This is a genomic window from Phenylobacterium sp. (assembly GCF_046463815.1).
Taxonomy (GTDB): domain Bacteria; phylum Pseudomonadota; class Alphaproteobacteria; order Caulobacterales; family Caulobacteraceae; genus Phenylobacterium.
This window is the reverse complement of sequence record NZ_JBKBRO010000030.1, coordinates 12,793-36,113: the sequence shown is the minus strand read 5'-3', so window position 1 is coordinate 36,113 and position 23,321 is coordinate 12,793. Positions and strand designations below refer to the sequence as shown.

At 70.3% G+C, this 23,321-nt stretch carries 17 protein-coding genes, 1 tRNA gene and 1 pseudogene; 10 read left to right on the top strand and 9 right to left on the bottom strand.

Annotated features, from left to right (window positions below; all coding sequences use genetic code 11):
- The 5 genes and pseudogenes from ACK4TT_RS17125 to ACK4TT_RS17105 all read right to left on the bottom strand — a co-directional run.
- Positions 1-500: pseudogene (locus ACK4TT_RS17125) on the bottom strand (hypothetical protein); the annotation flags it as partial.
- Between the two features lie 19 nt (positions 501-519).
- Positions 520-1,608, bottom strand: a complete 1,089-nt coding sequence (locus tag ACK4TT_RS17120; RefSeq protein WP_409634450.1) for a Rieske 2Fe-2S domain-containing protein — start codon at positions 1,606-1,608, stop codon at positions 520-522.
- 17 nt (positions 1,609-1,625) lie between these two features.
- Positions 1,626-3,230: an alpha-glucosidase family protein gene (locus ACK4TT_RS17115; protein WP_410213477.1), complete on the bottom strand. Its 1,605-nt coding sequence runs from the start codon at positions 3,228-3,230 to the stop codon at positions 1,626-1,628.
- Positions 3,231-3,237: 7 nt separating this feature from the next.
- Positions 3,238-3,855, bottom strand: a complete 618-nt coding sequence (locus ACK4TT_RS17110; protein ID WP_409634444.1) for an ATP-dependent Clp protease proteolytic subunit — start codon at positions 3,853-3,855, stop codon at positions 3,238-3,240.
- A gap of 117 nt (positions 3,856-3,972) precedes the next feature.
- Positions 3,973-5,448 (bottom strand): M20 family peptidase, encoded by a 1,476-nt coding sequence (locus ACK4TT_RS17105; RefSeq protein ID WP_409634441.1) that lies wholly within the window; start codon positions 5,446-5,448, stop codon positions 3,973-3,975.
- Positions 5,449-5,600: 152 nt separating this feature from the next.
- Here ACK4TT_RS17105 and ACK4TT_RS17100 point away from each other — a divergent pair, with 152 nt between their 5' ends.
- Positions 5,601-6,386, top strand: coding sequence for an SDR family oxidoreductase (locus tag ACK4TT_RS17100; RefSeq protein ID WP_409634932.1), 786 nt, complete (start codon positions 5,601-5,603; stop codon positions 6,384-6,386).
- Positions 6,387-6,402: 16 nt separating this feature from the next.
- Here the strand turns inward: ACK4TT_RS17100 and ACK4TT_RS17095 are convergent, their stop codons facing one another.
- Positions 6,403-7,575, bottom strand: a complete 1,173-nt coding sequence (locus tag ACK4TT_RS17095) for an aminotransferase (RefSeq protein ID WP_409634438.1) — start codon at positions 7,573-7,575, stop codon at positions 6,403-6,405.
- A gap of 55 nt (positions 7,576-7,630) precedes the next feature.
- Between ACK4TT_RS17095 and ACK4TT_RS17090 the strand changes: the two genes are divergently transcribed.
- A complete protein-coding gene (locus ACK4TT_RS17090; protein WP_409634435.1) occupies positions 7,631-8,095 on the top strand; it encodes a GNAT family N-acetyltransferase in 465 nt (154 codons plus the stop codon).
- 68 nt (positions 8,096-8,163) lie between these two features.
- The gene (locus ACK4TT_RS17085; RefSeq protein WP_410213476.1) at positions 8,164-8,706 is read left to right on the top strand and encodes a hypothetical protein; all 543 of its coding nucleotides are present in this window, start codon (positions 8,164-8,166) and stop codon (positions 8,704-8,706) included.
- Here the strand turns inward: ACK4TT_RS17085 and trhA are convergent.
- The 3 genes from trhA to ACK4TT_RS17070 all read right to left on the bottom strand — a co-directional run bounded on the left by trhA (position 8,589) and on the right by ACK4TT_RS17070 (position 12,430).
- The gene (trhA, locus tag ACK4TT_RS17080; RefSeq protein WP_409634429.1) at positions 8,589-9,272 is read right to left on the bottom strand and encodes a PAQR family membrane homeostasis protein TrhA; all 684 of its coding nucleotides are present in this window, start codon (positions 9,270-9,272) and stop codon (positions 8,589-8,591) included. The genes ACK4TT_RS17085 and trhA overlap by 118 nt on opposite strands.
- 77 nt (positions 9,273-9,349) lie before the next feature.
- The gene (gene typA / locus ACK4TT_RS17075) at positions 9,350-11,182 is read right to left on the bottom strand and encodes a translational GTPase TypA (protein ID WP_409634426.1); all 1,833 of its coding nucleotides are present in this window, start codon (positions 11,180-11,182) and stop codon (positions 9,350-9,352) included.
- Positions 11,183-11,521: 339 nt separating this feature from the next.
- Positions 11,522-12,430, bottom strand: coding sequence for an N-formylglutamate amidohydrolase (locus ACK4TT_RS17070; RefSeq protein ID WP_410213480.1), 909 nt, complete (start codon positions 12,428-12,430; stop codon positions 11,522-11,524).
- A 102-nt stretch (positions 12,431-12,532) separates the two neighbouring features.
- Here ACK4TT_RS17070 and cpdR point away from each other — a divergent pair, with 102 nt between their 5' ends.
- From cpdR to ACK4TT_RS17035, 7 genes are all read left to right on the top strand, one after another.
- On the top strand, positions 12,533-12,889 hold the full coding sequence (gene cpdR, locus ACK4TT_RS17065; protein WP_409634423.1) for a cell cycle two-component system response regulator CpdR: 357 nt from the start codon (positions 12,533-12,535) through the stop codon (positions 12,887-12,889).
- A 76-nt stretch (positions 12,890-12,965) separates the two neighbouring features.
- A tRNA-Val gene (locus ACK4TT_RS17060) sits at positions 12,966-13,040 on the top strand.
- 190 nt (positions 13,041-13,230) lie between these two features.
- Complete coding sequence (locus tag ACK4TT_RS17055; RefSeq protein WP_410213475.1) at positions 13,231-15,516, top strand: TonB-dependent receptor; 2,286 nt, start codon at positions 13,231-13,233, stop codon at positions 15,514-15,516.
- Positions 15,517-15,519: 3 nt separating this feature from the next.
- Positions 15,520-16,854, top strand: coding sequence for a spinster family MFS transporter (locus tag ACK4TT_RS17050; protein ID WP_410213474.1), 1,335 nt, complete (start codon positions 15,520-15,522; stop codon positions 16,852-16,854).
- Entirely contained in the window at positions 16,851-18,530 is a 1,680-nt protein-coding gene (locus ACK4TT_RS17045; RefSeq protein WP_410213473.1) for a carboxylesterase/lipase family protein, read from the top strand. Before ACK4TT_RS17050 ends, ACK4TT_RS17045 begins: the two co-directional genes overlap by 4 nt.
- The gene (locus ACK4TT_RS17040; protein WP_410213472.1) at positions 18,527-20,125 is read left to right on the top strand and encodes a long-chain-fatty-acid--CoA ligase; all 1,599 of its coding nucleotides are present in this window, start codon (positions 18,527-18,529) and stop codon (positions 20,123-20,125) included. Before ACK4TT_RS17045 ends, ACK4TT_RS17040 begins: the two co-directional genes overlap by 4 nt.
- A 120-nt stretch (positions 20,126-20,245) precedes the next feature.
- Positions 20,246-23,272 (top strand): TonB-dependent receptor domain-containing protein, encoded by a 3,027-nt coding sequence (locus ACK4TT_RS17035; protein WP_410213471.1) that lies wholly within the window; start codon positions 20,246-20,248, stop codon positions 23,270-23,272.
- Positions 23,273-23,321 lie beyond the last annotated feature (49 nt).

Sequence of the window (23,321 nt, the reverse complement as noted above, 5' to 3'; positions counted from 1 at the left end):
TTGCCGCCATAGCCCTCTTCCGGCCGGGCGGCGGCGATCTCGTCGGCGGTCTCGGGGCAGACGCCCGCCACGCCCAGCATGACGATGGGACGCCGCTCCTGGGTCACGCCCTTCAGCACCAGGAAGTCCGCGTCGTCGACGACGCCGTCGGTCGGCAGTTTCCGTTCCGCCTGCCAGGCCGCCAGCGCCGCGGCGAAGCCCTCGGACTCCGGCGGACAGGCCACGCCGATCTCGCGCTGGAAGAGCGGGGCGTAGATTTCCCAGCCGATCTCCTGGCGTCCGAACGGCGCGCCGGGGCGGGTGCGCAGGCTCTCCGCGTTGGCGCGCGCCGCGGCTTCCCAGCCGGGCCGTTCGCAGCCTGGGAGGGCCGCCGCCGGCGGGGCCGAAGGAGCTGCGACGGGCGACGTGGGCGCCGCCGGGGCGCAGCCGGTGGCCGCCGTGAGCAGGACGATGGCGGCCAGGCCCGGGCCGGCCGGACGCGGGAGTCCGGGGAGCCTCATGGCCACGCCGCCGGTGCGGCTAGCTTCGCCATTTCAGGACGGCGGGCGCGATCGGATTCGCGAACGGCCGGCCCTCCCGGCGGCTGGCGGCCCACTCCTTCTTGAGCTGCTGGTACCACTTGGCCTGGCGGTCGGCGTCGTCGATCCAGATCAGGCTGGGGTCGTAGCGCAGGCCCTGGTTCTGCAGGTTCACCATGTCGCCGTCCTGGCGCAGGAAGGCCCGGGCCCCGGCGGCGATGAACGGCTTCAGCAGTACGAAGGCCGGATGGTCGGACCAGACGATCTGGGTGATCCGGGTGGCGCCGTCGTTCATGGGCGTCAGGCAGGTCAGCGACAGCACCTGGCGCCTGCCGACCGTGACGTGCTCCCAGCGCAGGCCGGGCAGGCGGAAGGTGATCTCGGTCAGCGGCTGGCCGCCGAGGATCGCGTAGGCGCGGCTGTTCTTGGACGGCTCGTGGCGCACCATGGAGAAGCCCGCGTCGCGCGGCTCGAACCGCTTGGCCTTTTCGTGCTGGCTCTTGGACGAGCGCCACCACCACTGCTGGTGCACGTAGGGGCCGTGGGCCGGGTCCATCAGGCCCACGACCGCGTGGTCGATGTGGCTCTCGAACACCATGCGGTCGACCAGCTTGGGCGCGCCGCCCACCACGCCGGGGAAGGTCGGCGGCGGCTGGTCGGGTTCGCCCGCGCCGATCCAGACGAAGACCAGGCCCTGGCTCTCGGCCACGGGATAGCGGCGAACGCGGATGCGGCCGACGTCCATCTCCTGCCCGGCGGTGAGCGAGGGGATGGCGGTGCAGGCGCCGTCCCGGCCGAACCGCCAGCCGTGGTAGGGGCACTCCACGACCTCGGCGCCCGAGGCCTCCTTCACGAACCGGCCCGCCGACAGCGGCGCGGCGCGGTGCGGGCAGATGTCCTTCAGCGCGAAGACCTCGCCCGCGCGGCTGCGGCCCAGAAGGACGGGTTCGCCGACGATCTCGTGGCGTGCGAGCTTCCCGGCCTTCAGGTCGGACGACAGGGCGGCGAAGTACCAGATGTCCGTCAGGAACCCCCGGCCGAACTTCGTCTCCGGCATCGTCTTTGAACTTTGGGCGTCGCCTTCGGCCATGGAGCGCTTCTAGCGGCTTACGCGAGTCTGAGGAACGCCGCGGCGTGGGGCGAGAGCCCGATGGAGCCGCCGCGCAGGTCGGCGTCGCCCGCGCGCACCGCCAGAAGTTCGGCCCCCGCCAGTTCCGGCGCGTCCACGAAGCGGGGGACGTCGCTGAAGTTGAACAGGCAGGCGATCGCCTCGCCTTCGTGGCGGCGGACGAAGGCCAGCACCGGCTCGTCCTTTTCCAGGAACTCCAGTTCGCCCAGGCGCAGGGCGGGCGAGGCCTTGCGCAAGGCGATCATCTGGCGGGCGAAGGCCAGGGCGGAGTCCGGGTCCCGTTCCTGTTCGGCGACGGTGAGGCCGGCGTGCTCTCTGGCCGCCGGCAGCCACGGCGTACCGTCCGTGAAGCCGAGGTTGGGGCCGGGCGTCCACGGCATCGGCGTGCGGCAGCCGTCGCGCCCGCCGTCATAGGGCCAGTAGAGGTCGCCCACCGGATCGCGGAGCTGATCCCGCGCGAGGCTGGCCTGCGGCAGGCCCAGTTCCTCGCCCTGGTAGATCAGGGCCGTGCCCTTCAGCGCCAGGAGCAGGGCGAACAGCATCTTGGCGAGCTCGGGCGAGGCGTCCTTCCCGCCGAACCGGCTGACCGTGCGCGGTACGTCGTGGTTCGACAGGCTGATCGTCGGCCAGTGGAAGGGGTGGTCCGCCAGCGTCCGATAGTGCTCGCGGACGAACGCCGTCTCCAGCTTGCGGGCGAGCAGCATGACGAAGGTGTAGCCGGAGTGCAGGCCCTCTTCGGGCGTGCAGTAGGCCCCGCAGCGGGCCTCCTCCTCCGAGAACTCGCCGAACACGAACCGGTCGGGGCCGTGCGACTCCACCCGCCGGCGGATGGCGTCGAGCACGCCCACGTTCTCGGGCAGGTTGGAATCGTGCAGGTGGCGCTGGAGGTTGCCGGCGTGGCTCCAGTGGAGGCGGGTTCGCTCGTCCACGGGCACGGGCGGATTATCGGTCAGGGCCGCGTCGTGGAGGAAGGTCCCCGCCACGTCCAGGCGGAAGCCGTCGACGCCGCGGGATAGCCACAGGTCCAGGACCGACAGCGCCGCCTCGCGGGCCGCCGGCTCGCGCCAGTTCAGCTTGGGCTGCTGCCGCAGGAACTTGTGGTGGTAGTGCTGGCGGCGCTTCGGCTGGTAGGCCCAGGCCGGGCCGCCGAACACCGAGAGCCAGTTGTTGGGGGCTGTCCCGTCGTCCTTCGGGTCGGCCCAGACATACCAGTCCGCCTTGGGGCCGGTCGGGCCGCCGGTGAGGCTCTCCACGAACCAGGGGTGCTCGTCCGAGGTATGGCTGAGCACCTCGTCCAGCAGGACCTTCAGGCCCCGGGCGTGGGCGGCGTCCAGCAGGCGCTGGAAGTCCTCCAGGGCGCCGTAGTCGGCCTGGACGCCCGCGTAGTCGGCGACGTCGTAGCCCCAGTCGCGGTTCGGCGAGGGGTGGATCGGCGACAGCCAGATCCCGTCCACCCCCAGGCCTTCGATGTAGTCGAGCTTGGCCAGCACGCCGGGCAGGTCGCCATGCCCGTCGCCGCCCGAGTCGAAGAAGCTGCGCACATAGACGTGGTAGAGGACGGCGCCCTTCCACCACGGTTCCATGGGCGGCTCAGATCTCGCTGGTGTTCTTGATGATCCGCGAGACGAGGCCGTACTCGACCGCCTGCTCGGCGCTCATCCAGAAGTTCCGGGTCGTGTCGCGGTCGACCTTCTCGTAGGGCTGGCCGGTCTCGCGGGCGATCATCCGGTTCACGCGCTCGCGCATCTTGATGATCTCCTCGGCCTCGATCTCGATGTCCGAGGCCTGGCCGCGCACGCCGCCCGCCGGCTGGTGCAGCAGGAAGCGGGTGTTCGGCAGGCAGAGCCGGTTCTCCTTGGGCGCGCCCAGGTAGATGTGGGCGCCGGCGCTGGCCACCCAGCCGGTGCCGATCACCGTCACCGGCGCCGGGCTGAACTGGATCATGTCGTGGATAGTGTCGCCGCTTTCGACGTGGCCGCCCGGCGAGTTGATGATCATGCGGATCGGCTTGTCGCTTTCGGAAGCCAAGGCCGTCAGCTGAGCCGTGACCCGCTCGGCCAGGCGCATGTCGATCTCGCCGAAGACGAGGACGGTGCGGGACTTGAAGAGGGCGTTCTGGACCGGCCCCGCCGTCATCGGCATGTCGGGCAGGCGGCCCTTCTCGTCGTCACCGTCTTCATCGTCCATGTAGGCGATCCACTTCAGCATGGCGGCTCCTTGAGGCCCGGGCGGGAACGCGCGTCGCGCCGTTTTGTCCCGCGGGCGATAGATGGGTCTTCCAACGAGTTATTGGTCCACGCGCGTTCCGGCAAGCCCGGGCGGGCGCTATTGCGCGGCGGTGACGATCAGGCGGCCGTAGAACTGCACCATCCGCTCGAGATTCTGGAGCGTCATGTGCTCGTTGGTCCCGTGGATCATCTCGACCTCCTTCAGCCTGAACTCCACCGGCTGGAAGCGGTAGACGTCCTTGGCGACCGGCGCGAGCCAGCGGCTGTCGGTGCCGGCGGTGACGAGGCCAGGCGCCACCGGCGCTCCCGAAACGGCCGCGGCGGTGGCGGCGATCGCCTTCCAGCCCGCGGACTCCGTCGACGAAACGGGCGAGGGCTCGGCCGGCGTCTTGTTCCACGAGAGCGTGACGGGCAGGCCCTCGGTGGCGGCCTTGGCGCGGGCCATGACCTCGGCCGAGGTGTCTCCCGGCGCGATGCGGTAGTTGATCCAGGCGGTGGCGTCCTGCGGCAGGACGTTCTCCTTGGGGCTGCCCTTCAGCATGGTCGGCGCGATCGTGGTGTGCAGCAGGGCCGCGCCGGCCGGCGTCGCCGCCGTCTGGCCGATCAGCAGCTTGCCGAACAGCCACTCGTTGGCCACCCCCATCCGCACCGGGAAGCTGGCCAGCGGCGCGGCGGTCTTGACCATGTCGGCGCCCGGGCCGCGGAAGGCCATGGGGAATGGGCGGTCCACGATGGCGGTGATCGCCTTGGCCAGCGTGGCGACGCCGCCCCCGTCCTTCGGCGGCGCCGAGGAGTGGCCGCCGGCCGCGTTGGCCGTGACCTGCAAGGTGGCGTAGCCCTTCTCGGCCGTGCCGATGATCGCCAGGCGCCCGCCGGTCAGGGGATTGTCGGTGATGACGGCCATGCCCTCGTCCAGCACGAACTCGGCCTTCACGCCGCGCGCGGCCAGCAGCCGGGCGGCGGCCTGGGCGCCCGAGCCCATCACCTCCTCGTCGCCGCCCGAGACGACGATGACCGTCCGCTTCGGCTTGAAGCCCTGCCCGGCGAGGGTCTCGACGGCTTCGAAGAGGCCGATCAGCGAGCCCTTGTCGTCGACCGCCCCGCGTCCCCAGACCGCGTTCTCGGCGATCTCACCCGCGAACGGCGGATGCTTCCAGGCGCCTTCCGTGCCGGGCGTCACCGGCACCACGTCCTGGTGGGCCATCAGGATGACGGGGGCCAGCGCGGCGTCCGAACCCACCCAGGTGTAGACCAGCGTCTGGGAGTCGATGACCTCGCGGGTCATGGCCGCGTGGGCCGCCGGATAGGTCGCCTGCAGGAAGGCGTGCAGCCGGTCCCACTGGGCGAGGTCGTCCTCGGCCCGGTCCTGGTGACGGACCGTGGGGATCTGGATGGCGGCGCTCAGGTTCCGGGCGGCGCGGTCCACATCCACCGGGATCGCCGGCGCCACCGTCACGCCCGAGAGGTCGGCCGCGGCCGGCGCCTTGTAGGTGAAGGTCCTGACCAGCACGACGCCAACCAGCACCACCGCCAGCGCCGCAAGGCCCAGCGCGATCCGCCCCACGATCCGCATGTCCGCACCCTCCCCGACTTCAAGGCCAAGCTAGGCGGGTGGAGGCCGGGACCGCAAGCGCCGCTCTGCCGCTTGACCGGACGGCAGGCCCCGTCGCAAATGCGTCCTTCGAAAGTCAAACAACTGTTTGGGAGCGCGCCGTGACCGAGACGATGGACAAGCTGAAGGTGGGCGCTGGCGGCCTCTTCGACCTCACGGGCAAGGTGGCGGTGATCACCGGCTCCTCGCGCGGCATCGGCCGGGCCATCGCCGAGCGCATGGCCGAGCAGGGCGCAAAGGTGGTGATCTCCTCGCGCAAGGCCGGCCCCTGCGACGAGGTGGCCGCCGGGATCAACGAGAAGCGTCCGGGCCACGCCATCGCCGTGCCGGCCAACATCTCGTCCAAGGAGGACCTCCAGCGCCTGGTGGACGAGACCCGCAAGGCCTTCGGCAAGATCGACGTCCTGGTCTGCAACGCCGCCTCGAACCCGTTCTACGGCAGCCAGCTCGACATTCCCGACGACGCGTTCCGCAAGATCCTCGACAACAACATCATCGCCAACAACTGGCTGATCCAGATGGTGGTCCCCGAGATGCGCGAGCGGAAGGACGGGGCGATCATCGTCGTCTCGTCGATCGGCGGGCTGCGCGGCTCGACGACCATCGGCGCCTACTGCATCTCCAAGGCGGCCGACATGCAGCTCGCCCGCAACCTCGCCCACGAGCTGGGGCCGGACAACATCCGGGTGAACTGCATCGCGCCGGGCCTGGTGAAGACCGATTTCGCCCGCGCGCTGTGGGACACGCCGGAAGGCGAAAAGCGCGCCAGCACCGGCACGCCGCTGCGCCGCCTGGGCGAGCCCGACGACCTGGCCGGCGCGGCCATCTACCTGGCCTCGCGGGCCGGGGCCTGGACCACCGGCCAGACCATCGTCGTCGACGGCGGGACCACCTGCTGACTCCTTGCCTCCCCCGCTACGCGGGGCGGGCAAGCGACAGCTCCCGCGCCTTCGCCAGCCGCTTCACGCCCTCGTCCAGCACGGCGTCGGCTTTGGAGAAGCACAGGCGCATGATGGTCGTCACCGGGGCCGCCTCGTAGAAGGCCGAGACCGGAATGGCGGCGACGCCCGCCTCGTGCACGGCGCGCAGGCAGAAGGCGCGGTCGCCCTCCGCGATCCCAGAGGCGGGCAGGTCGACGTTCAGGAAATAGGTGCCCTGGCTCGGCAGGACGGCGAAACCCTCGCGCCTCAGGCCCTCGGCCAGGCGGTCGCGAGAGGCTTCGAGCTGGCGGGGCATGGCCTCGAACCAGTCGCCGGGATTCTCCAGCCCCCAGGCCACCGCCGCCTGCAGGTTGGGCGCGGTGGTGAAGGTCAGGAACTGGTGGGCGCGGGCCAGGCTGTGGGTCAGCTCGGGCGCCGCGCAGAGGAAGCCCACCTTCCAGCCCGTGAGGCCGAACATCTTGCCGGCCGAGCCGATCTTCACGGTCCGCCCGCGCATCCCCGGACAGGCGATCAGCGGCCGGTGGCGGGCGCTCCCGAACACCACCTGCTCCCAGACCTCGTCGCAGATGGCCACAACATCGAAGCGCACGCAGAACTCGGCCAGCAGGGCCAGGTCCTCGTCCGGCAGGACCACGCCCGCCGGATTGATCGGGTTGTTCAGAACCACGAAGCGGGTGCGCTCGGAGAAAGCGGCCTCCAGCATCACCCGTTCGAAGCGCCAGTGCGGCGGCGACAGGTGAACCAGCTTGGGAATGCCGCCCGCCAGCCGGATCATCGGCAGGTAGCTGTCGTACAACGGCTGGAACAGCACCACCTCGTCGCCGGGCTGGATCAGGGCCAGGAAGGAGGCGGTCAGCGCCTCGGTGGCGCCCGAGGTGATGGTGACCTCGTTCTCCCAGTCGAGGTCGAGCCCCTGATGGCGCGCGTAGTGGGCGGCCACCGCCTGGCGCAGCTCGGGCAGGCCGCGCATGGGCGGATACTGGTTGTAGCCATTGAGCACGGCGTCGGCGGCCTTGCGGCGGATCGGCTCGGGACCCAGATCATCGGGGAAGCCCTGGCCGAGGTTGATCGCGCCGAGGCTGCGCGCCAGCCCCGACATCTCCTCGAAGACGGTCGTGGGCAGGGTTGAGAAGATCGGATTGGCCATCGGGCGGACTTTGGCCGCAGAGTCGGCTGAAAGCCATCGTCGGGAGGGTGAGGTCATGGAGATCCCCGTGGAGATCGTTGAGTTCGAACCCCGCCACGCCGAGGCGTTCCGCACGCTGAACGAGGCCTGGATCTCCAGGCGCTTCACCCTGGAAGCCAAGGACCGCGAGGTCCTGAACGACCCGCAGGGCAAGATCATCGACAAGGGCGGGCGCATCTTCATCGCCGTACGGGACGGCGAGCCGGTGGGCTGTGTGGCCCTGATCCGGATGGACGACGGCGGCTACGAGGTCGCCAAGATGACCGTCTCGGAGGATGTGCGCGGTTCGGGCCTGGGTCGGAGGCTGATGGAGCGGTGCATCGAGGCGGGGCGCGAGGCCGGCGCGCCGCGGCTCTACCTGGAGACCAACTCCAGCCTCGGGCCGGCGCTCGGGCTCTACCGGGCCATGGGGTTCAGGGACCTCGCGCCCGCCGAGACCGAGTACGCCCGCTGCGACGTCTGGATGGAGCGGCCGTATTGAGTGTCGCCGCTCTAGTTGCGAACGATTCTCAATAGCGTTAGGCTGACCTCCGGTTTCGGGAGTCGGCCATGTGCGATGACGATCTGTCCCTGTCCCTGTTCCGGGGCGAGCGCCTGCTGATCGGCGCGATCCGCCGGCTGGCGCTGGGGACGGGCTGCCCGGGCGCGGTGGCGCAATTCGAGTTCGTCTGCGGCTGGACCGGGCATGAGGCCTGCCGGACGCTGGAAGTCTTCCTTCAGCAGCTTGCCCTGCACGGCCGGCGGCGCCTGACGCTGTCGATGCCGGGCGATCCGGCGGTGACGGCGGATGAGCGGGCGATGCTGGACGTCTTCGCCTTCGCCCAAGCCGAGGCCTATGAGGCGATGGAGGCGAGGCTCTTCGAATTGCTGGAGACGGCTCCGCCCGCCCCGCTGGGCGCGGCGGCCTGCGTGGTGGCCCAGGTGCTGGCGATGAACGGCTGCTTCGTGGAGCCGGCCCCAATTGGTCCAGGCGCTCAGTGCTGGGAAGCCAGCACCACGCCCAGCAGCACGGCGGCCCAGTGCGCGCCGGCGGCGGCCACCACATGGCCGTGCCAGATGGCCCGCGAGAACTTCAGCCGCTTGTTCACGTAGAAGACCACGCCGGTGGAATAGAGCACGCCGCCCGTCACCAGCAGCGCGAAGGCGTACCAGGCCAGGCTGTCGATGATCGGCTTCAGCGCCACCACCACCAGCCAGCCCAGGGCCAGGTAGACGGCCACCCAGAACTTCCGGTCGAGGCCCTTGAGGAACAGCTTGCCCAGCGCCCCGAGCGTGGCGATCGACCACACCGCCGCCGTCATGCCCCAGCCCCAGGCGCCCGGCAGGCCCAGGGTGAAGGGCGTGTAGGAACCGGCGATCATCAGGAAGATGCCCGCGTGGTCGAGGCGGCGCAGGGTCGGCCGGTACTGCGGCCTGGCGAAGTTGTAGGCGGTCGAGAAGGCCAGCATGGCCAGGATGCCCGCCGCGTAGATCGACACGCCCACGACCTTGCTGATGGAACCCGCCGTGACCGCCAGGCTCAGGAGGACGATCCCGCCCACCAGCGCCAGCGTCAGGCCCACGACATGCACCACCAGGTCGGCGCACTTGGCGGCGGGCGTCGGGTAGTGGCGCGGCGGATAGGGCTTGGCGGCGGGCGACGTCACGGGAGGCTCCATACGCCTTCCACGTGTCATAGGCGTGGCGCCGCCGTCCAGAGCGTCCCGGTAACTTTCCGTTGCCGGTTCTTTCGCCGCTACTCTTCCCGCGCCCGCTTCTTGCGGAAGCTGGGGTTCAGCACTTCCTTGCGCAGGCGGATGGACTTGGGCGTCACCTCCACCAGCTCGTCGTTCTCGATGTAGGCGATGGCCTGTTCGAGGGTAAGCCTGCGGGGCGGAGTCAGGCGCACGGCCTCGTCCTTGCCCGAGGCGCGGACGTTGGTGAGCTGCTTGCCCTTGATCGGATTGACGTCGAGGTCGTCCGAGCGGGAGTTCTCGCCGATGATCATGCCCTGGTAGGTCTTCTCGCCGGCGCCGACGAACATCACGCCGCGCTCTTCCAGGTTCCACAGGGCGTAGGCGGCGGTCTCGCCGTCGGTGTTGGAGACCAGCACGCCCTTCGGACGGCCTTCGATGGCGCCCTTGTGCGGCTCGTAGTGGCTGAACACGCGGTTCAGCACGCCCGAGCCGCGGGTGTCGGTCAGGAACTCGCCCTGATAGCCGATCAGCGAGCGCGAGGGGCACATGAGCTGGATGCGGGTCTTGCCGGCGCCCGAGGGCCCCATGTCCTTCAGCTCGGCCTTACGGGCCGACAGCTTCTCGATGACGATGCCGGTGAACTCGTCGTCCACGTCGATGACCACGTCCTCGATGGGCTCCAGCCGCTCGCCGTTCTCGCCGGTCTGGTAGACCACGCGCGGACGGGAGATGGAGAGTTCGAAGCCCTCGCGACGCATGTTCTCGATCAGCACGCCGAGTTGCAGTTCGCCGCGGCCGGCGACCTCGTAGGCGTCGGAGCCGGGCGTCTCGGTCACGCGGATGGCGACATTGGCCTCGGCTTCCTTCAGCAGGCGGTCGCGGATGACGCGGCTCTGCACCTTGTCGCCCTCGCGGCCCGCCAGCGGGCTGTCGTTGACGCCGACCGTCATGGAGATGGTCGGCGGGTCGATGGGCTGGGCGGGCAGCGGCTCGTTGACTTCCAGGGCGCACAGCGTGTCGGCCACCGTGGCCTTGGACATGCCGGCGATGGCGACGATGTCGCCGGCCTCGGCGCCTTCGTCCACGGGCTGGCGCTTCAGGCCGCGGAAGGCCAGCACCTTGGTGATGCGCCCCTGCTCGATCTGCTTGCCGTCGCGGTCCAGCGCCTTGATGGCCATGCCGGCCACGGCCTTGCCGCTCTCGATGCGGCCGGTCAGCAGGCGGCCCAGGAACGGGTCGCTTTCGATCAGCACGTTCAGCATCCGGAACGGCTTGCCCTTGTTCGCCTCGACGGCCGGCGGCGGCACGTGGTCGACGATCAGGTCGAAGAGGGGCGCGAGCGTGTCGGACGGCTGGTTCAGGTCGAGCGTCGCCCAGCCGTTGCGGCCCGAGGCGTAGATGTGCGGGAAGTCGAGCTGCTCGTCCGTGGCCCCGATGGCCGAGAACAGGTCGATGGTCTCCAGGTGCACCCGGTCGGGATCGGCGTGGGCCCGGTCGACCTTGTTGATGCACAGGATCGGCTTCAGGCCCATCTTCAGGGCCTTGGTCAGCACGAACTTGGTCTGGGGCATGACCCCTTCCTCGGCGTCGACCAGCAGGACGCAGCCGTCCACCATGCCCAGGATCCGCTCCACCTCGCCGCCGAAGTCGGCGTGGCCGGGGGTGTCGATGATGTTGATGCGGGTCTCGCCGGCCTTTCCGTTCCAGAGCACGCTGGTGCACTTGGCGAGGATGGTGATCCCGCGCTCGCGCTCCTGGTCGTTGGAGTCCATGGCGCGCTCCACCGTCGCCTCGTTGGCGCGGAAGACGCCGGACTGGGCGAGGAGCTGATCGACGAGCGTGGTCTTGCCGTGGTCGACGTGGGCGATGATGGCGATGTTGCGGAGCGACATGGGGGAGGGGAGCGAGCTCGTCGAGGGAGAAGGGCGGGCTTGTAGGGGAGAGCGGGCTTCGCCGCCAGCGCGGAGTTTGTTCCGCGGCGTTCGGTCAGTCCCGCAAACGATTGTGCGCCGCAGCTAACGTAGCGGCGCCCGGACGCCATGGAAGTGGCTGCTCCGGGCAGAAAATTCAAGCCTTGGCCTCGGAGACGGCATTTTTCATCCTCCGTAGGCTTGCATTTTTGTGCACTGCACCGTATGTCGGAGGCGTTAGGCGTCTCCGGACGCCTATGCCCTTCCTGGGCGTTTCCTCCCTAATGAACTGCCGCGCCTTCGGGCGCGGCTTTTTTTGCCTCAGGCGGGCTTGAGCGCGGACCAGTCGGCCTGGGCGAGCGCCCGGGTCAGCTTCTCCAGGTCGGCCTTGAGCCGGGCGAAGCCCCGGGTGGGTGAGAGTGTCGCCTCGTCCAGGTAGAGCGCGCGGTTGATCTCGATCTGCAGCGCGTGCGTGCGCCGGGCCGGCCGCCCATAGTGTTCGGTGGTGTAGCCGCCGGCGTAGGGGGTGTTGCGGGCCACCCGGTAGCCCATGCCCTCCAACGCCTTCTCGACGGTGGCCGTGAGCAGGCCGGCGCAGGCCGCGCCGAACCGGTCGCCCAGCACCATGTCGCAGGGCCGGTCGCGCCCCCCGGCCCGGGCGGCGGCGGCGGGCATGGAGTGCCAGTCGATCAGGATGGCGACGCCGTGGGCGGCGAGCGCCTCGGCCAGCAGGCCCTCCAGCGCGCGGTGGTAGGGACGGTGGGCGCCCTCGATCCGCTGGCGGGCCTCGGCGAAGGTGAGCTTGCGCCGGTAGATCTCCTGGCCTTCCGAGACCACCCGGGCGATGGCGCCCAGGCCCGCGGCCACCCGCGCCGTCCGCGCCCTCGCGAACTCGGGCAGCTCGTCGGCGAACATGGCGGGGTCGAGCTCGAAGGGCTCGCGGTTGAGATCGATGTAGGCCCGCGCGTAGCTGGCGGCGATCACGGCCGCGCCCAGGCCCGGCGCGGCCGCGATCAGGTCGTCGACCAGCGCGTCCTCGGACCGGCGGATGCTGAGCGCGTCGAGCGCCGCGGCCGACATCATGTCTTCCGGATAGACGCGGCCCGAATGGGGGGAGGCGAAGACCAGGGGCGTGGGCGGCGGCTCGCCCTCGGGCGCCGCCCGGCGCAGCTCGAAGGCCGCCGCTTTCGCAGGCGCTTGCTCGCCGCCGAGACGCTCCCAGGCATTCATCGGGCGCATTGAACGCTGAGCGCCCCCGGCGGTCAAAGGGTTCATCGCGGGTTTACGGTTGGCGGCGTATGCTGAACGTTCAGCTACCGATCCGAACCGGACATGCCCCGCATCCTGCTTGCCGAAGACGACGATTCCCTGCGCGGCTTCCTCGCGCGCGCGCTCGAACGCGCGGGCTATGAGGTGACCGCCTGCGCCGACGGCGACGAGGCCGCGGGCTATCTGGACGAGCCCTGGGACCTGCTGCTCACCGACATCGTCATGCCGGGGCTGGACGGCATCGAGGTGGCCCGCCAGGCGGCGGCCAAGCATCCGGGCCTGCGGATCATGTTCATCACCGGCTTCGCCGCCGTGGCGCTCGCGGCCGGCGAGAAGGCTCCCGCCGGGGCCAAGGTCCTGTCCAAGCCCATCCACCTGCGCGAGATCGTCTCCGAGGTGGAGCGGATGATGGCGGCCTGAGGCGTCGAGGCCCTTTGGCCGCTTGCGCGGCGTCAGGCGCCCCGTTATATCCCCGCCTTCCCGACGCACCGGGTGCGGACGCGTAGCTCAGCGGGAGAGCACTACGTTGACATCGTAGGGGTCGCTGGTTCAATCCCAGCCGCGTCCACCATCCCCTTCAAAGACATCGGTTTTTCCACCACTCGCGGGCCCTTCCGGGAGGGCTTCTGGACGCCCGGCCCTCTGTTCGCCCTGTAACATTCACAAGCATGAGAGTGAATGTTGACTTGGGGCGGCTCCCAAAGCATCGTGCGGGCCACAGCCCGGCATGAACGATCGGCGCTGAAAGGGGAGGATTGACGATGAAGGGGCTTCTGTTCGCGTCGGCGTGCGCCATGGGGCTGGCCGCCGGATCGTCCGCGCTGGCCCAAACCGCGGCCCAGACCGAGGCGCCCAGGGCCGCCACCGAGATCGGCGAGGTGATCGTCACGGCCACCCGGCGGGCCGAGCGCCTGCAGGACGTGCCGCTGAGCGTGACCGCCTATTCCCAGGAGCAGCTCACCGCCAGGGGCATCGTGGGCTACGAGGGCCTGGCCGTGGAGACCCCCGGCGTGGTGCTGAACCGGCCCACCGCCAACTTCAACAATTTCACCGCCCGCGGGATCGCCACCAACGGCTACGGCGCCAACCTGCAGAGCACGGTGGCGATCTACATCGACGAACTGCCGATCTCGACCATCGGCAACACCACGGTGCTCGACCCCAACCTCTTCGACGTGGAGCGGGTGGAGTTCCTGCGCGGCCCCCAGGGGACGCTGTTCGGCTCGGGCTCGCTGTCCGGCGCGCTGCGCATCCTGACCCACAAGCCCGATTCCTCGGCCTTCGACGCCTCGGTCCTGGCGGACATGGGCGTGGTCGGGTCGGACTCGCTGCGCCAGCGCTACAACGCCATGGTCAACGTGCCCCTGGTGAAGGACAAGCTGGCCGTGCGCGCCGTGGGCTTCCTTCGCAACGAGGAAGGCTACATCGACAACGTCGGGCTGGCGGCGCGGAAGAACTCCAACGACCTCGACTACTGGGGCGGCCGGGTCAGCCTCCTGTGGGAGCCGACGGACCGGACCTCGATCAAGCTCCTGGCCTCGCGCGAGGTCAGCAAGCCGCGGGATTCCTCGACGATCAGCTCGTCGCTGGGCCATGACAAGCGCGTGTCGGACCGGCCCGACCTCTTCCAGGGCTGGCTGACCAGCTACAACGCCACCCTCGAGCACCAGTTCGACGGCGCGCAGCTCACCAGTTCGACCACCTGGTCGGAATTCAACCAGAAGTTCTACGTCGACCTGGCCGGCACCTTCCTGCCCCAGGGCGCCGTGCCCACGGCGACGAGCATCGCCTTCGCCCTGGACGCCGACGCCTACCAGGACACCTTCGTGGAGGAGGTGCGGCTGGCGTCCGATCCGGGCGGCAAGTGGGACTGGGTGATCGGCGGCTTCTTCCTCGATCGCCGCTGGGACGTGGACTACAACTACCGCTCCCGGCCCGACTACCTGGCCTTCCGCGGCTTCACCGGCCTGCCGGACGAGTACTACCAGCGCTTCAGCAACCACACGAAGTCGCAGGAACTCGCCGGCTTCGGCAACGTGACCTACCGGTTCACCGACAACCTGTGGGTCACCGGCGGGCTGCGCTACGGCGGCTTCGAGGCCCAAGCCTTCAACGAGGGCGGCTACAACAGCAACTACCTGACCGCCGCCCTGACGCCGGGATTCACCGGGCCGCTGACGATCATTCCGATCGCGCCGGCCACGGGCGTGAAGGCCAAGGAGACGGGGCCCTCGTACAAGCTCAGCGTCTCGTACAAGCCGATGTCCTCGATCACCACCTACGCCACCGTCTCGACGGGCTTCCGCACGCCGGTGGTCAACGCCTACGCCGGGCGGACGAGCGTGGTGAACCCGGCCGACATCGTCATTCCGCCGGGCGCTGATTCCGACGACCTGACGAACTACGAGATCGGCCTGAAGGGCACGTGGCTGGGCGGCCGGCTGACCACCAACCTCGCCGCCTACTGGATCGACTGGAAGAATATCCAGGTGCAGGCCAACCGGGTGTCCGACTCGGTGCAGTTCGCCACCAACATCGGCGCCGCCTTCAGCCGCGGCCTGGAGTTCGAGATCGTGGCCCTGCCGGTGGACGGCCTGACCATCGGGGCCAACGGCGCGTTCAACGAGGCCGAGGTGAGCAAGCTTTCGCCCACCGAGGCGGCGATCTCGGGCGCGGGCGAGGGCGTGCGCCTGGCCTCGCCCAGGTTCCAGGGGGCGGCCTTCGCCAACTACGCCTTCGACCTGACGCCCCAGGCCCGGGCGAACCTCTCGGTCATCTTCCAGCACGTCGGCAAGTATCCGGGCCTGTTCCCGTACGTTCCGGGCCGGCCGGGCGTGCTGCAGCCGACCTACGACTACACAGACGCCTTCAACAACGTGAACGCGACCTTCGCGGTGGCCTTCGACAGATGGACGGTCGGCGCCTACGTCGAGAACCTCTTCGACAGCCGCAAGATCACCTACGTGCACCCCGAGGCGTTCCTCGCCAGCCGCTACGCCGAGCAGCGGCCGCGCACGATCGGCGTGCGGGTCGGCTACGACTTCTAGATCATGGCCGAATCTCACCACGCCCCGGCCGCGGCGGACCTCCCCCGAGCGGACGCCGCGGCCGCCCATATCCGGCCGCTCAAGGGCGCCTGGCCCGTGCTGGCGATCCTGTGCTTCGTCTATGTGCTGAACTTCCTGGATCGGCAGCTCCTGTCGATCCTGGCCAAGCCGATCCAGGACGAGCTAGGGGTCACCGACGGCCAGCTCGGCCTGATCAGCGGCCTCTACTTCGCGCTCTTCTACTGCCTGATCTCCATTCCCGTGGGCTGGCTGGCCGACCGTACGAACCGGGTGCGCGTGCTGGCCGCCGCCTGCGGCCTGTGGAGCGCGGCCACCATGGCCTGCGGGCTGTCGGCCAGCTATCCGCAGCTCGTCCTGGCGCGCATGACGGTGGGCGTCGGCGAGGCGGGCGGAGTGCCGCCGTCCTACGCCATCATCACCGACTACTTCCCGCCCGGCCAGCGCGGCACGGCGCTGGGCCTCTTCAACCTGGGCCCGCCGATCGGCCAGGCCCTGGGCGTGGCCTTCGGGGCGGCGATCGCGGCCGCCTACAGCTGGCGCATGGCCTTCCTCGTCCTCGGCGCGGCGGGCGTGGTCACCGCCCTGGTGGTGCTGTTCGGGGTGCGTGAGCCCGAGCGCGGCGGCCTCGACCGCGCCGCCGGCGCGCCGCCGAAGCCGCAAACCGGGCCGGCGGGCTTCTGGCCCACGGTGCGCATGTTCTTCTCGACGCCGGCGCTGGCGCTGGCGGCGGCGGGGAGCGCGGCGACCCAGATCGTCACCTACGGTGCCGGGAACTTCACCGTGCTGTTCCTGATGCGCGAGAAGGGCATGACCCTGCCCGACGTGTCGCTCTGGTACGCCCTGGTGGTGGCCGTGGGGATGGGCGGCGGGATCTTCGTCTCGGGCCGAGTGATCGACCGCTTCACGCGACGCACCAAGGCCGCCTACGCGCTGGCCCCCGCGCTATCGCTCAGTCTCGCCGTTGTTCCCTACCTGGCGTTCGTCTGGGCGCCGACCTGGCAACTCGCCCTGGTGTTCCTGCTGGGGCCCACGTTCCTCAACTACTTCTATCTCTCCTCGGCCGTCGCCCTTGTCCAGGAAGAGGTCGCGCCCGGACAGCGCGTGCTCTCGGGCGCGCTGCTGCTGCTGGTGATGAACCTGATCGGCATGGGGGTCGGCCCGACCTTCGTAGGCGCGGTCAGCGACGCGCTGCGGCCCAGCCACCCCGACCACTCGCTCCAACTGGCGTTCTACGCCCTGGCGCCGATGTATCTGGTGGCGATCGCCCTGTTCCTGGCCCTGGCCCGCGTGCTCCGCCGCGAGGAGACCCGGGCGTGAGGGGCCGGCTCGTCCTCGCGGCGGTCCTGGCGCTCTGCGCGGGCGCTGCGGCGGCGCGGCCGGCGCCGGTGGTGCAGGCTCCGGCGGGCGCCGCCCGGGGCGAGGCCCTCGGCGATCTGAATGTTTTCCGGGGCGTGCCCTACGCCGCGCCGCCCGTCGGTCCCCTCCGCTGGAAGCCGCCCCTGCCGCTCCCACGATGGGAAGGCGTGCGGCAGGCGACGCAGTTCGGTCCGGCCTGCCTGCAGCCGCGTTCGACGCCAGGCAGCATCTACGCCTCGGAGCTGCCGCAGCTCAGCGAGGACTGCCTGACGCTGAACGTCTGGGCGCCCAAGGACGCCCCAAAGGACGCCGGGGGCGCCCCCGTGATGGTCTGGATCCACGGCGGCTCGCTGGTCGCCGGCTCCAGCCGCGAGGCGATGTACGACGGGGCGGCCCTGGCGCGACGCGGCATCGTCGTGGTGTCGATCAACTACCGGCTGGGCGTGCTGGGCTACCTGGCCCACCCGGAGCTGTCGGCCGAGAGCCCGGACGGCGTCTCGGGCAACTACGGCCTGCTGGACCAGATCGCGGCGTTGACCTGGGTGAAGCGCAACATCGCGGCGTTCGGCGGCGACCCGGCGAACGTGACCGTGGCCGGGGAGTCGGCCGGGGGCCTGAGCGTCATGTGCCTGATGGCCTCGCCGCTCGCGCGGGGCCTGTTCCACAGGGCCATCCTGCAGAGCGCCTACATGGTCTCGACGCCCGAACTGAAGGAGAGGCGGTTCGGGATGGAGCCGGCCGAGGCGGCCGGCGCGGAGCTGGCCCAGCGGCTGGGGGCGGGCGGGCTGGCGGGGCTGCGCGCCATGGACGGCGTCGAGCTGGCCGACAAGGCGCCGAAGGCGGGCTTTGCGCCGTTCGGCGCGATCGACGGCAAGGTGCTGCCCCGCCAGCTCGTCGAGGTGTTCGACCGCGGCGAACAGGCGCCCGTGCCGGTGCTGGCCGGGTTCAACCAGGGTGAGATCCGCTCGCTGCGGCGGCTGGCCCCGCCGAAGCCCGCGAGCGCGGCCGACTACGAGCGCGAGATCCGCGCCCGCTATGGCGACCTGGCGGACGACTTCCTCAAGCTCTACCCGTCGACGGACCTGGGCGAGAGCGTCATCGCCACGACCCGGGACGCGCTCTACGGCTGGACCGCCGAACGTCTGGCGCGCAAGCAGACCGAGCTGGGCCAGCCCGCCTTCCTCTACCTGTTCGACCACGGCTATCCGGCCGCCGACGAGCGCGACCTGCACGCCTTCCACGCCAGCGAGATCCCTTATGTTTTCGGCACGGCGGACAGGACGCCGCCGGCCTGGCCGAAGCCGCCCGCTTCCAGCGCCGAGACGCGCCTTTCGGCGGCGATCCAGGGCTACTGGTCCGCCTTCGTGAAGACGGGGGCGCCGGCCGCCCCCGGGCAACCCGCCTGGAGCCCTTACGGCGACACGCGCGCCTACATGGCCTTCGAGGCCGCGCCCCGCCGGAAGACCGGGCTTATGCCCGGCATGTACGAGTTGAACGAGGCGGTGGTCGGCCGCCGGCGGGCGCACGGGGGCATCCCCTGGAACTGGAACGTCGGCGTCGTCTCGCCGCCGCTGCCGCCCCCAGGTTCATCCCCCAGTCCATCTCCTAGTGCGCCTGTGAGTCCGGAGTCCCGATGATCGACGGAGCCATGCAGCCTTTCGCGCTGACGCTCAACAAGTTCCTGGAGCACGCCGCCAAGTGGCGCCCCCGCGCCGAGGTGGTGACCGCCCGGGAGGGCGGCCGCGTGGACCGGATCGGCTATGCGGACCTGGCGGCGCGCAGCCGGCGCGTCTCGGCCGTGCTGGCGGAACTCGGTGTGGGGCTGGGGGACAAGGTCGCGACCCTGGCCTGGAACACCCAGGGCCACATGGAGGCCTGGTACGGCGCCATGGGCATGGGCGCGGTGTGCCACACGCTCAATCCGCGCCTGACAGCCGAGCAGCTTGCCTGGATGGCTGGCCAGTCGGGCGCGCGCGTGCTGATCGCCAGCGTCGACCTCCTGCCGCTGGCCCGCCGCATCGCCGAGCTTGCGCCGACCGTCGAACGACTGCTCGTCATCGACGGCGCCGCGGAGGCGGAGGGCGAGCCGGGGGCGGACTCGCTGGAAGCCCTAATCGCCGAGGCCGGCGAGGCGCCGGCGTGGGGCGGCTTCGACGAGACCGCGCCCTGCGGGCTCTGCTTCACTTCGGGCACCACCGGGGCGCCCAAGGGCGTGACCTACACACACCGGTCCAGCTTCCTGCATACGATGCGGATTCTGCAGACCGACGTGATGGCGATTTCCGGCGCCGACGCCGTGCTGGCCGTGGTGCCGATGTTCCATGCCAATGCCTGGGGGCTGCCGTTCGCGGCGCCCGCGGTGGGGGCGAAGCTGGTCCTGCCGGGCCGCAACGCCGATGGGGAGAGCCTGGCTCGCCTGATCCGCGCCGAGGCCGTGACGGTGGCCGTCGGCGTGCCCACCGTCTGGCTGGGGCTGGCCGAGCACCTGGACGCTGCGGGCGGCGAGGTCCCCTCGCTGAAGCGCATCATCGTGGGCGGCGCGCCCATGCCGCCGGCGCTGATGGAACGGCTGGAGCAGCGGCTTGGCGTCATCGTGCAGACGACCTGGGGCATGACCGAACTGTCGCCGCTGGGGACCGCGACGCCGGCCGGCGATCCCGAGCGCCCGGCCGCCCAGTCCGGCCGCCCGGCCGTGGGCGTGGACCTGCTGATCACCGACTCCGAAGGGCGGCCGGCGCCCGAGCAGCGCGGCGTCGAGGGCCATTTGCGGGTGCGCGGCGCGGCCGTGGTGGAGCGTTATTTCGGTGAGATGAAGCGGGCGACCGACGCCGACGGCTGGTTCCCGACCGGCGACCTCGCCCGAATCGACGAGGACGGGAACCTCAGCATCACCGGCCGGGCGAAGGACCTCATCAAGTCGGGCGGCGAATGGATCAATCCGGCCGAGATCGAGGCGGTGGTGGGCGCCCTGCCCGAGGTCTCGCTGGCGGCGGTGATCGGCCGGCCCGACGCCAAGTGGGGCGAGCGTCCGGTCCTGCTGGTCGAGCTGCGGGAGGGGAAGGCCCTGGGCGACGAGGCGCTGCTGGCGCCCCTTCGCGAGCGCGTGGCCGCGTGGTGGGTGCCCGACGAAGTGGTCCGCGTCGAGAAGCTGCCGCTGGCCGCGACGGGCAAAATCGACAAGCTGCGCCTGCGGGCGGAGTACGGCGGTCGAGCGTCGCCATCGTCCACCTGACCTCTCCGGGCCAGGGCTAATTTCACTCTCGTGCGTGTGAATATCATTTGACGCCGCGGCGCGCGTCCATCACATTCACTCACACAATAGTGAGCATTCAAGCTCATACGGGAGGAAGCCATGAAGTCTGCGTTCGGCAGCGCGTCGGCCGCTGCGATTCTCGCCTGTCTGGCCGCCATGCCGGCCGCCGCCTGGGGCCAGGAGGCCCAGGTCGAGGAGGTGGTCGTCACCGGCTCGCACATCCGCGGCACGCCCGAGGACGCGGCCCTGCCGGTGGAGGTCTTCAGCCAGGCCGACCTGGAGGCGCGCGGCGCGCCCACGGCGCTGGAGTTCGCCAAGAGCCTGACCATCTCGGGGCCCACCACGGGCGAGTCCTACTACTTCGGCGGCCCCGCGCTGACCGGCTCGGTCAACTACAACCTGCGCGGCCTGGGATCGGACAAGACCCTGATCCTGCTGAACGGCCGGCGGATGGACATCAACACCTCCAACATCCCGTCCATCGCCATCGCCAGGACCGAGATCCTGAAGGACGGCGCGGCGGTGATCTATGGCGCCGACGCCACGGGCGGCGTCGTGAACTTCATCACCCGCGACCGCTTCGTGGGCCTCGAGGCCCAGGCTCAGTACAAGTACATCGACGGCTCCAAGGGCGACTATTCGATCGGCCTGCTGGGCGGCTTCGGCAAGGGCGACGTCAACTTCCTGTGGTCGGCGGAGTACGACCACCGCTCACGCCTGCACGCACTGGAACGCGGCTTCACCCACGACTCGCTGGACCCGACCCGGCCGGGCTACAATCCCGCCCCCTGGTCGACGCTCACGAACCTGGCGGGCTGGCAGCCGCGCGGCGCCCTTCCGGCGGTCCCCAGCGCCACGGCCAACGGCGAGTTCGGCGCGCCAGTGGGCGGCATCGTCTCGGACTTCTCGCCGGCCAGCTGCGCGGCGGTCGGGGGCCGCTACGACAACAATTTCACCTGCGCCTACAACTACATCCCCTACTACAATCTGGTCGAGAACACCGACACCTACCGGGTCTACGCCCAGCTGAACGCCAAGGTGACCGAGGACATGGATTTCCATGCCGACGTCTCCTATGGCCAGGTGACCGTGCCGCAGGTGTTCGGCTCCCCCGCCCAGCCGATGGTGCGCGGCCCGGCGCTCGCCACCGGCTCGGTGTTCCAGTTCTACGTCCCGATCGCCAACCCGCACGCGGCGGCCTTCGCGGCGCGCAACGGGATCGTCGGCGCGCAGGGCTTCACGCCGGTCACCTGGCGCCTGCTGGGGCATGGCGGCAACCTGGCGCTCGGCGACGGCGAAGGGTTCGGCGTGCCCGACAAGGTCGACAACCAGGTGTGGCGGGTGTCGGCCGGCCTGAAGGGCGAGTTCGGCGACTGGGCGGGTCTGGCCAAGGGGATCGGCTACGACTTCGCGGTCACCTACAACCAGGCGACCCTGTTCAACACCCACCCCGACACCATCGGCTACCGGGTGCAGGAGGCGCTGAACGGCTTCGGCGGCCCTGCCTGCCAGGCCGTGGACCTCGATCCTACGCGCTTCGGCACCCAGAACCCCGCCGCCGCCGGCAAGAACGGCTGCCTGTGGTGGAACCCCTTCTCCACCGGCTTCGCCGAGCAGCCGGTGCGAAACCTCGCCAACCCGAACTACGTGGCCGGGACCGAGAACCCGGCCGAGCTGGTCCGCTGGATGTTCGACCCGCGGGCCCAGGAGACGGTCAATCAGAGCCTGACGGTCGACCTGGTGTTCGACGGGCGCACCGGCATCCGCCTGCCGGGCGGCGACATCGGCTGGGCGGCCGGCGGCCAGCTCCGCACCTTCGAGAGCCGCGAGACGGTGCCCAGCCCGTTCTTCAACGGCGCCATCCCCTGCGAATGGCCGAACGGAACCACCAGCGCCAACGGGGCCGGCTCGCCGAACCTGGAGGCCAATCCGCTGCCCACGACGGACCCGAACTTCCGGGGCTGCACGCCGGACAGCCCGGGCCCGTTCGTCCTGTTCGCCACGAACCCGCCGGACTACGCCGACCGCCAGCAGTATTCGTTCTTCGGCGAGCTCGACCTGCCGCTGCTCGACAACGTGAACGTCCAGGCCGCGGTGCGGCACGAGGAGTTCTCGGGCGGCCTTGGCGCCACCGTCTACAAGGTCGCGGGCAAGTGGGATGTCTGGGGGCCGCTCTCGGTCCGGGCGTCCTACGGCACCAACTACCAGACGCCGCCGCTCAGCGTGACGCCCGGCGCCGTCACCGTCGCGGCCCGGACCTACACCGTGGCGGCCAGCAACTGGCTCGCGGCCCAGTTCATCACCGACGAGAGCCTTAAGCCCGAAACGGCGAAGGCCTGGAACGTCGGGGCCATCTGGAAGAGCCGAGGCTTCGCCGACGACCACGACTTCCGGCTGATCGTCGACTACTTCGACATCAAGACGAAGGATCAGATCGGCCAGATCGCCGACCCGAACCAGATCGCCAGCCTGGTGTTCAACGGCCCAGGCGGCACGATCACCACCTGCGATCCGGGCGTCCAGCCGCTGCTGCGGCGGGTCACCTTCAACGGGACCTGCGCGGTGGGCATGAGCGCCGTGGGCGCCTTCTCCTCGGTTTCCACCCGGTACGGCAACGGCCCGGGCCAGAGCACCAACGGCTTCGACATCCAGGCGGACTACAACCTGCCGGTTGGCCCGGGCGACCTGGGCCTCAGCCTGACGGCGACCCGCGTCACCGAACTGAAGACCGGCCCGACCGAACTGGACGGCGTGGTGGTCTCGACCGGCGACGACCGGCTGGGGATGCTCAACTTCGCCACCTTCGCCCAGGCCGCGCCGAAATTGCGGGCGAACCTGGCGGCCAACTACCGCCTGGACCGCCAGAACTTCCGCCTGGGGGTGAACTACGTCTCGGCGGTCAAGGACGAGCGGGCCGGGGTCCAGTACGGCGAGGAGGGCGAGGAGTGGATCACCGTCGACTTCACCTATCGCCTGGAGCTCGACGACGGCCTGGCGCTGACCGCCACCGTCGCGAACCTCCTCGACCGCGACCCGCCGCCCGCCCAGGAGGAGTTCGGCTATGATCCGTGGACGGGGAACCCGCTGGGCCGGACCATCGAGATCGGCGTCCGCAAGGCCTTCTAGTTCTTCCCCGGGACTTCACAGGCGGCCTTGGCCGCCTGTCTTCTTTTCG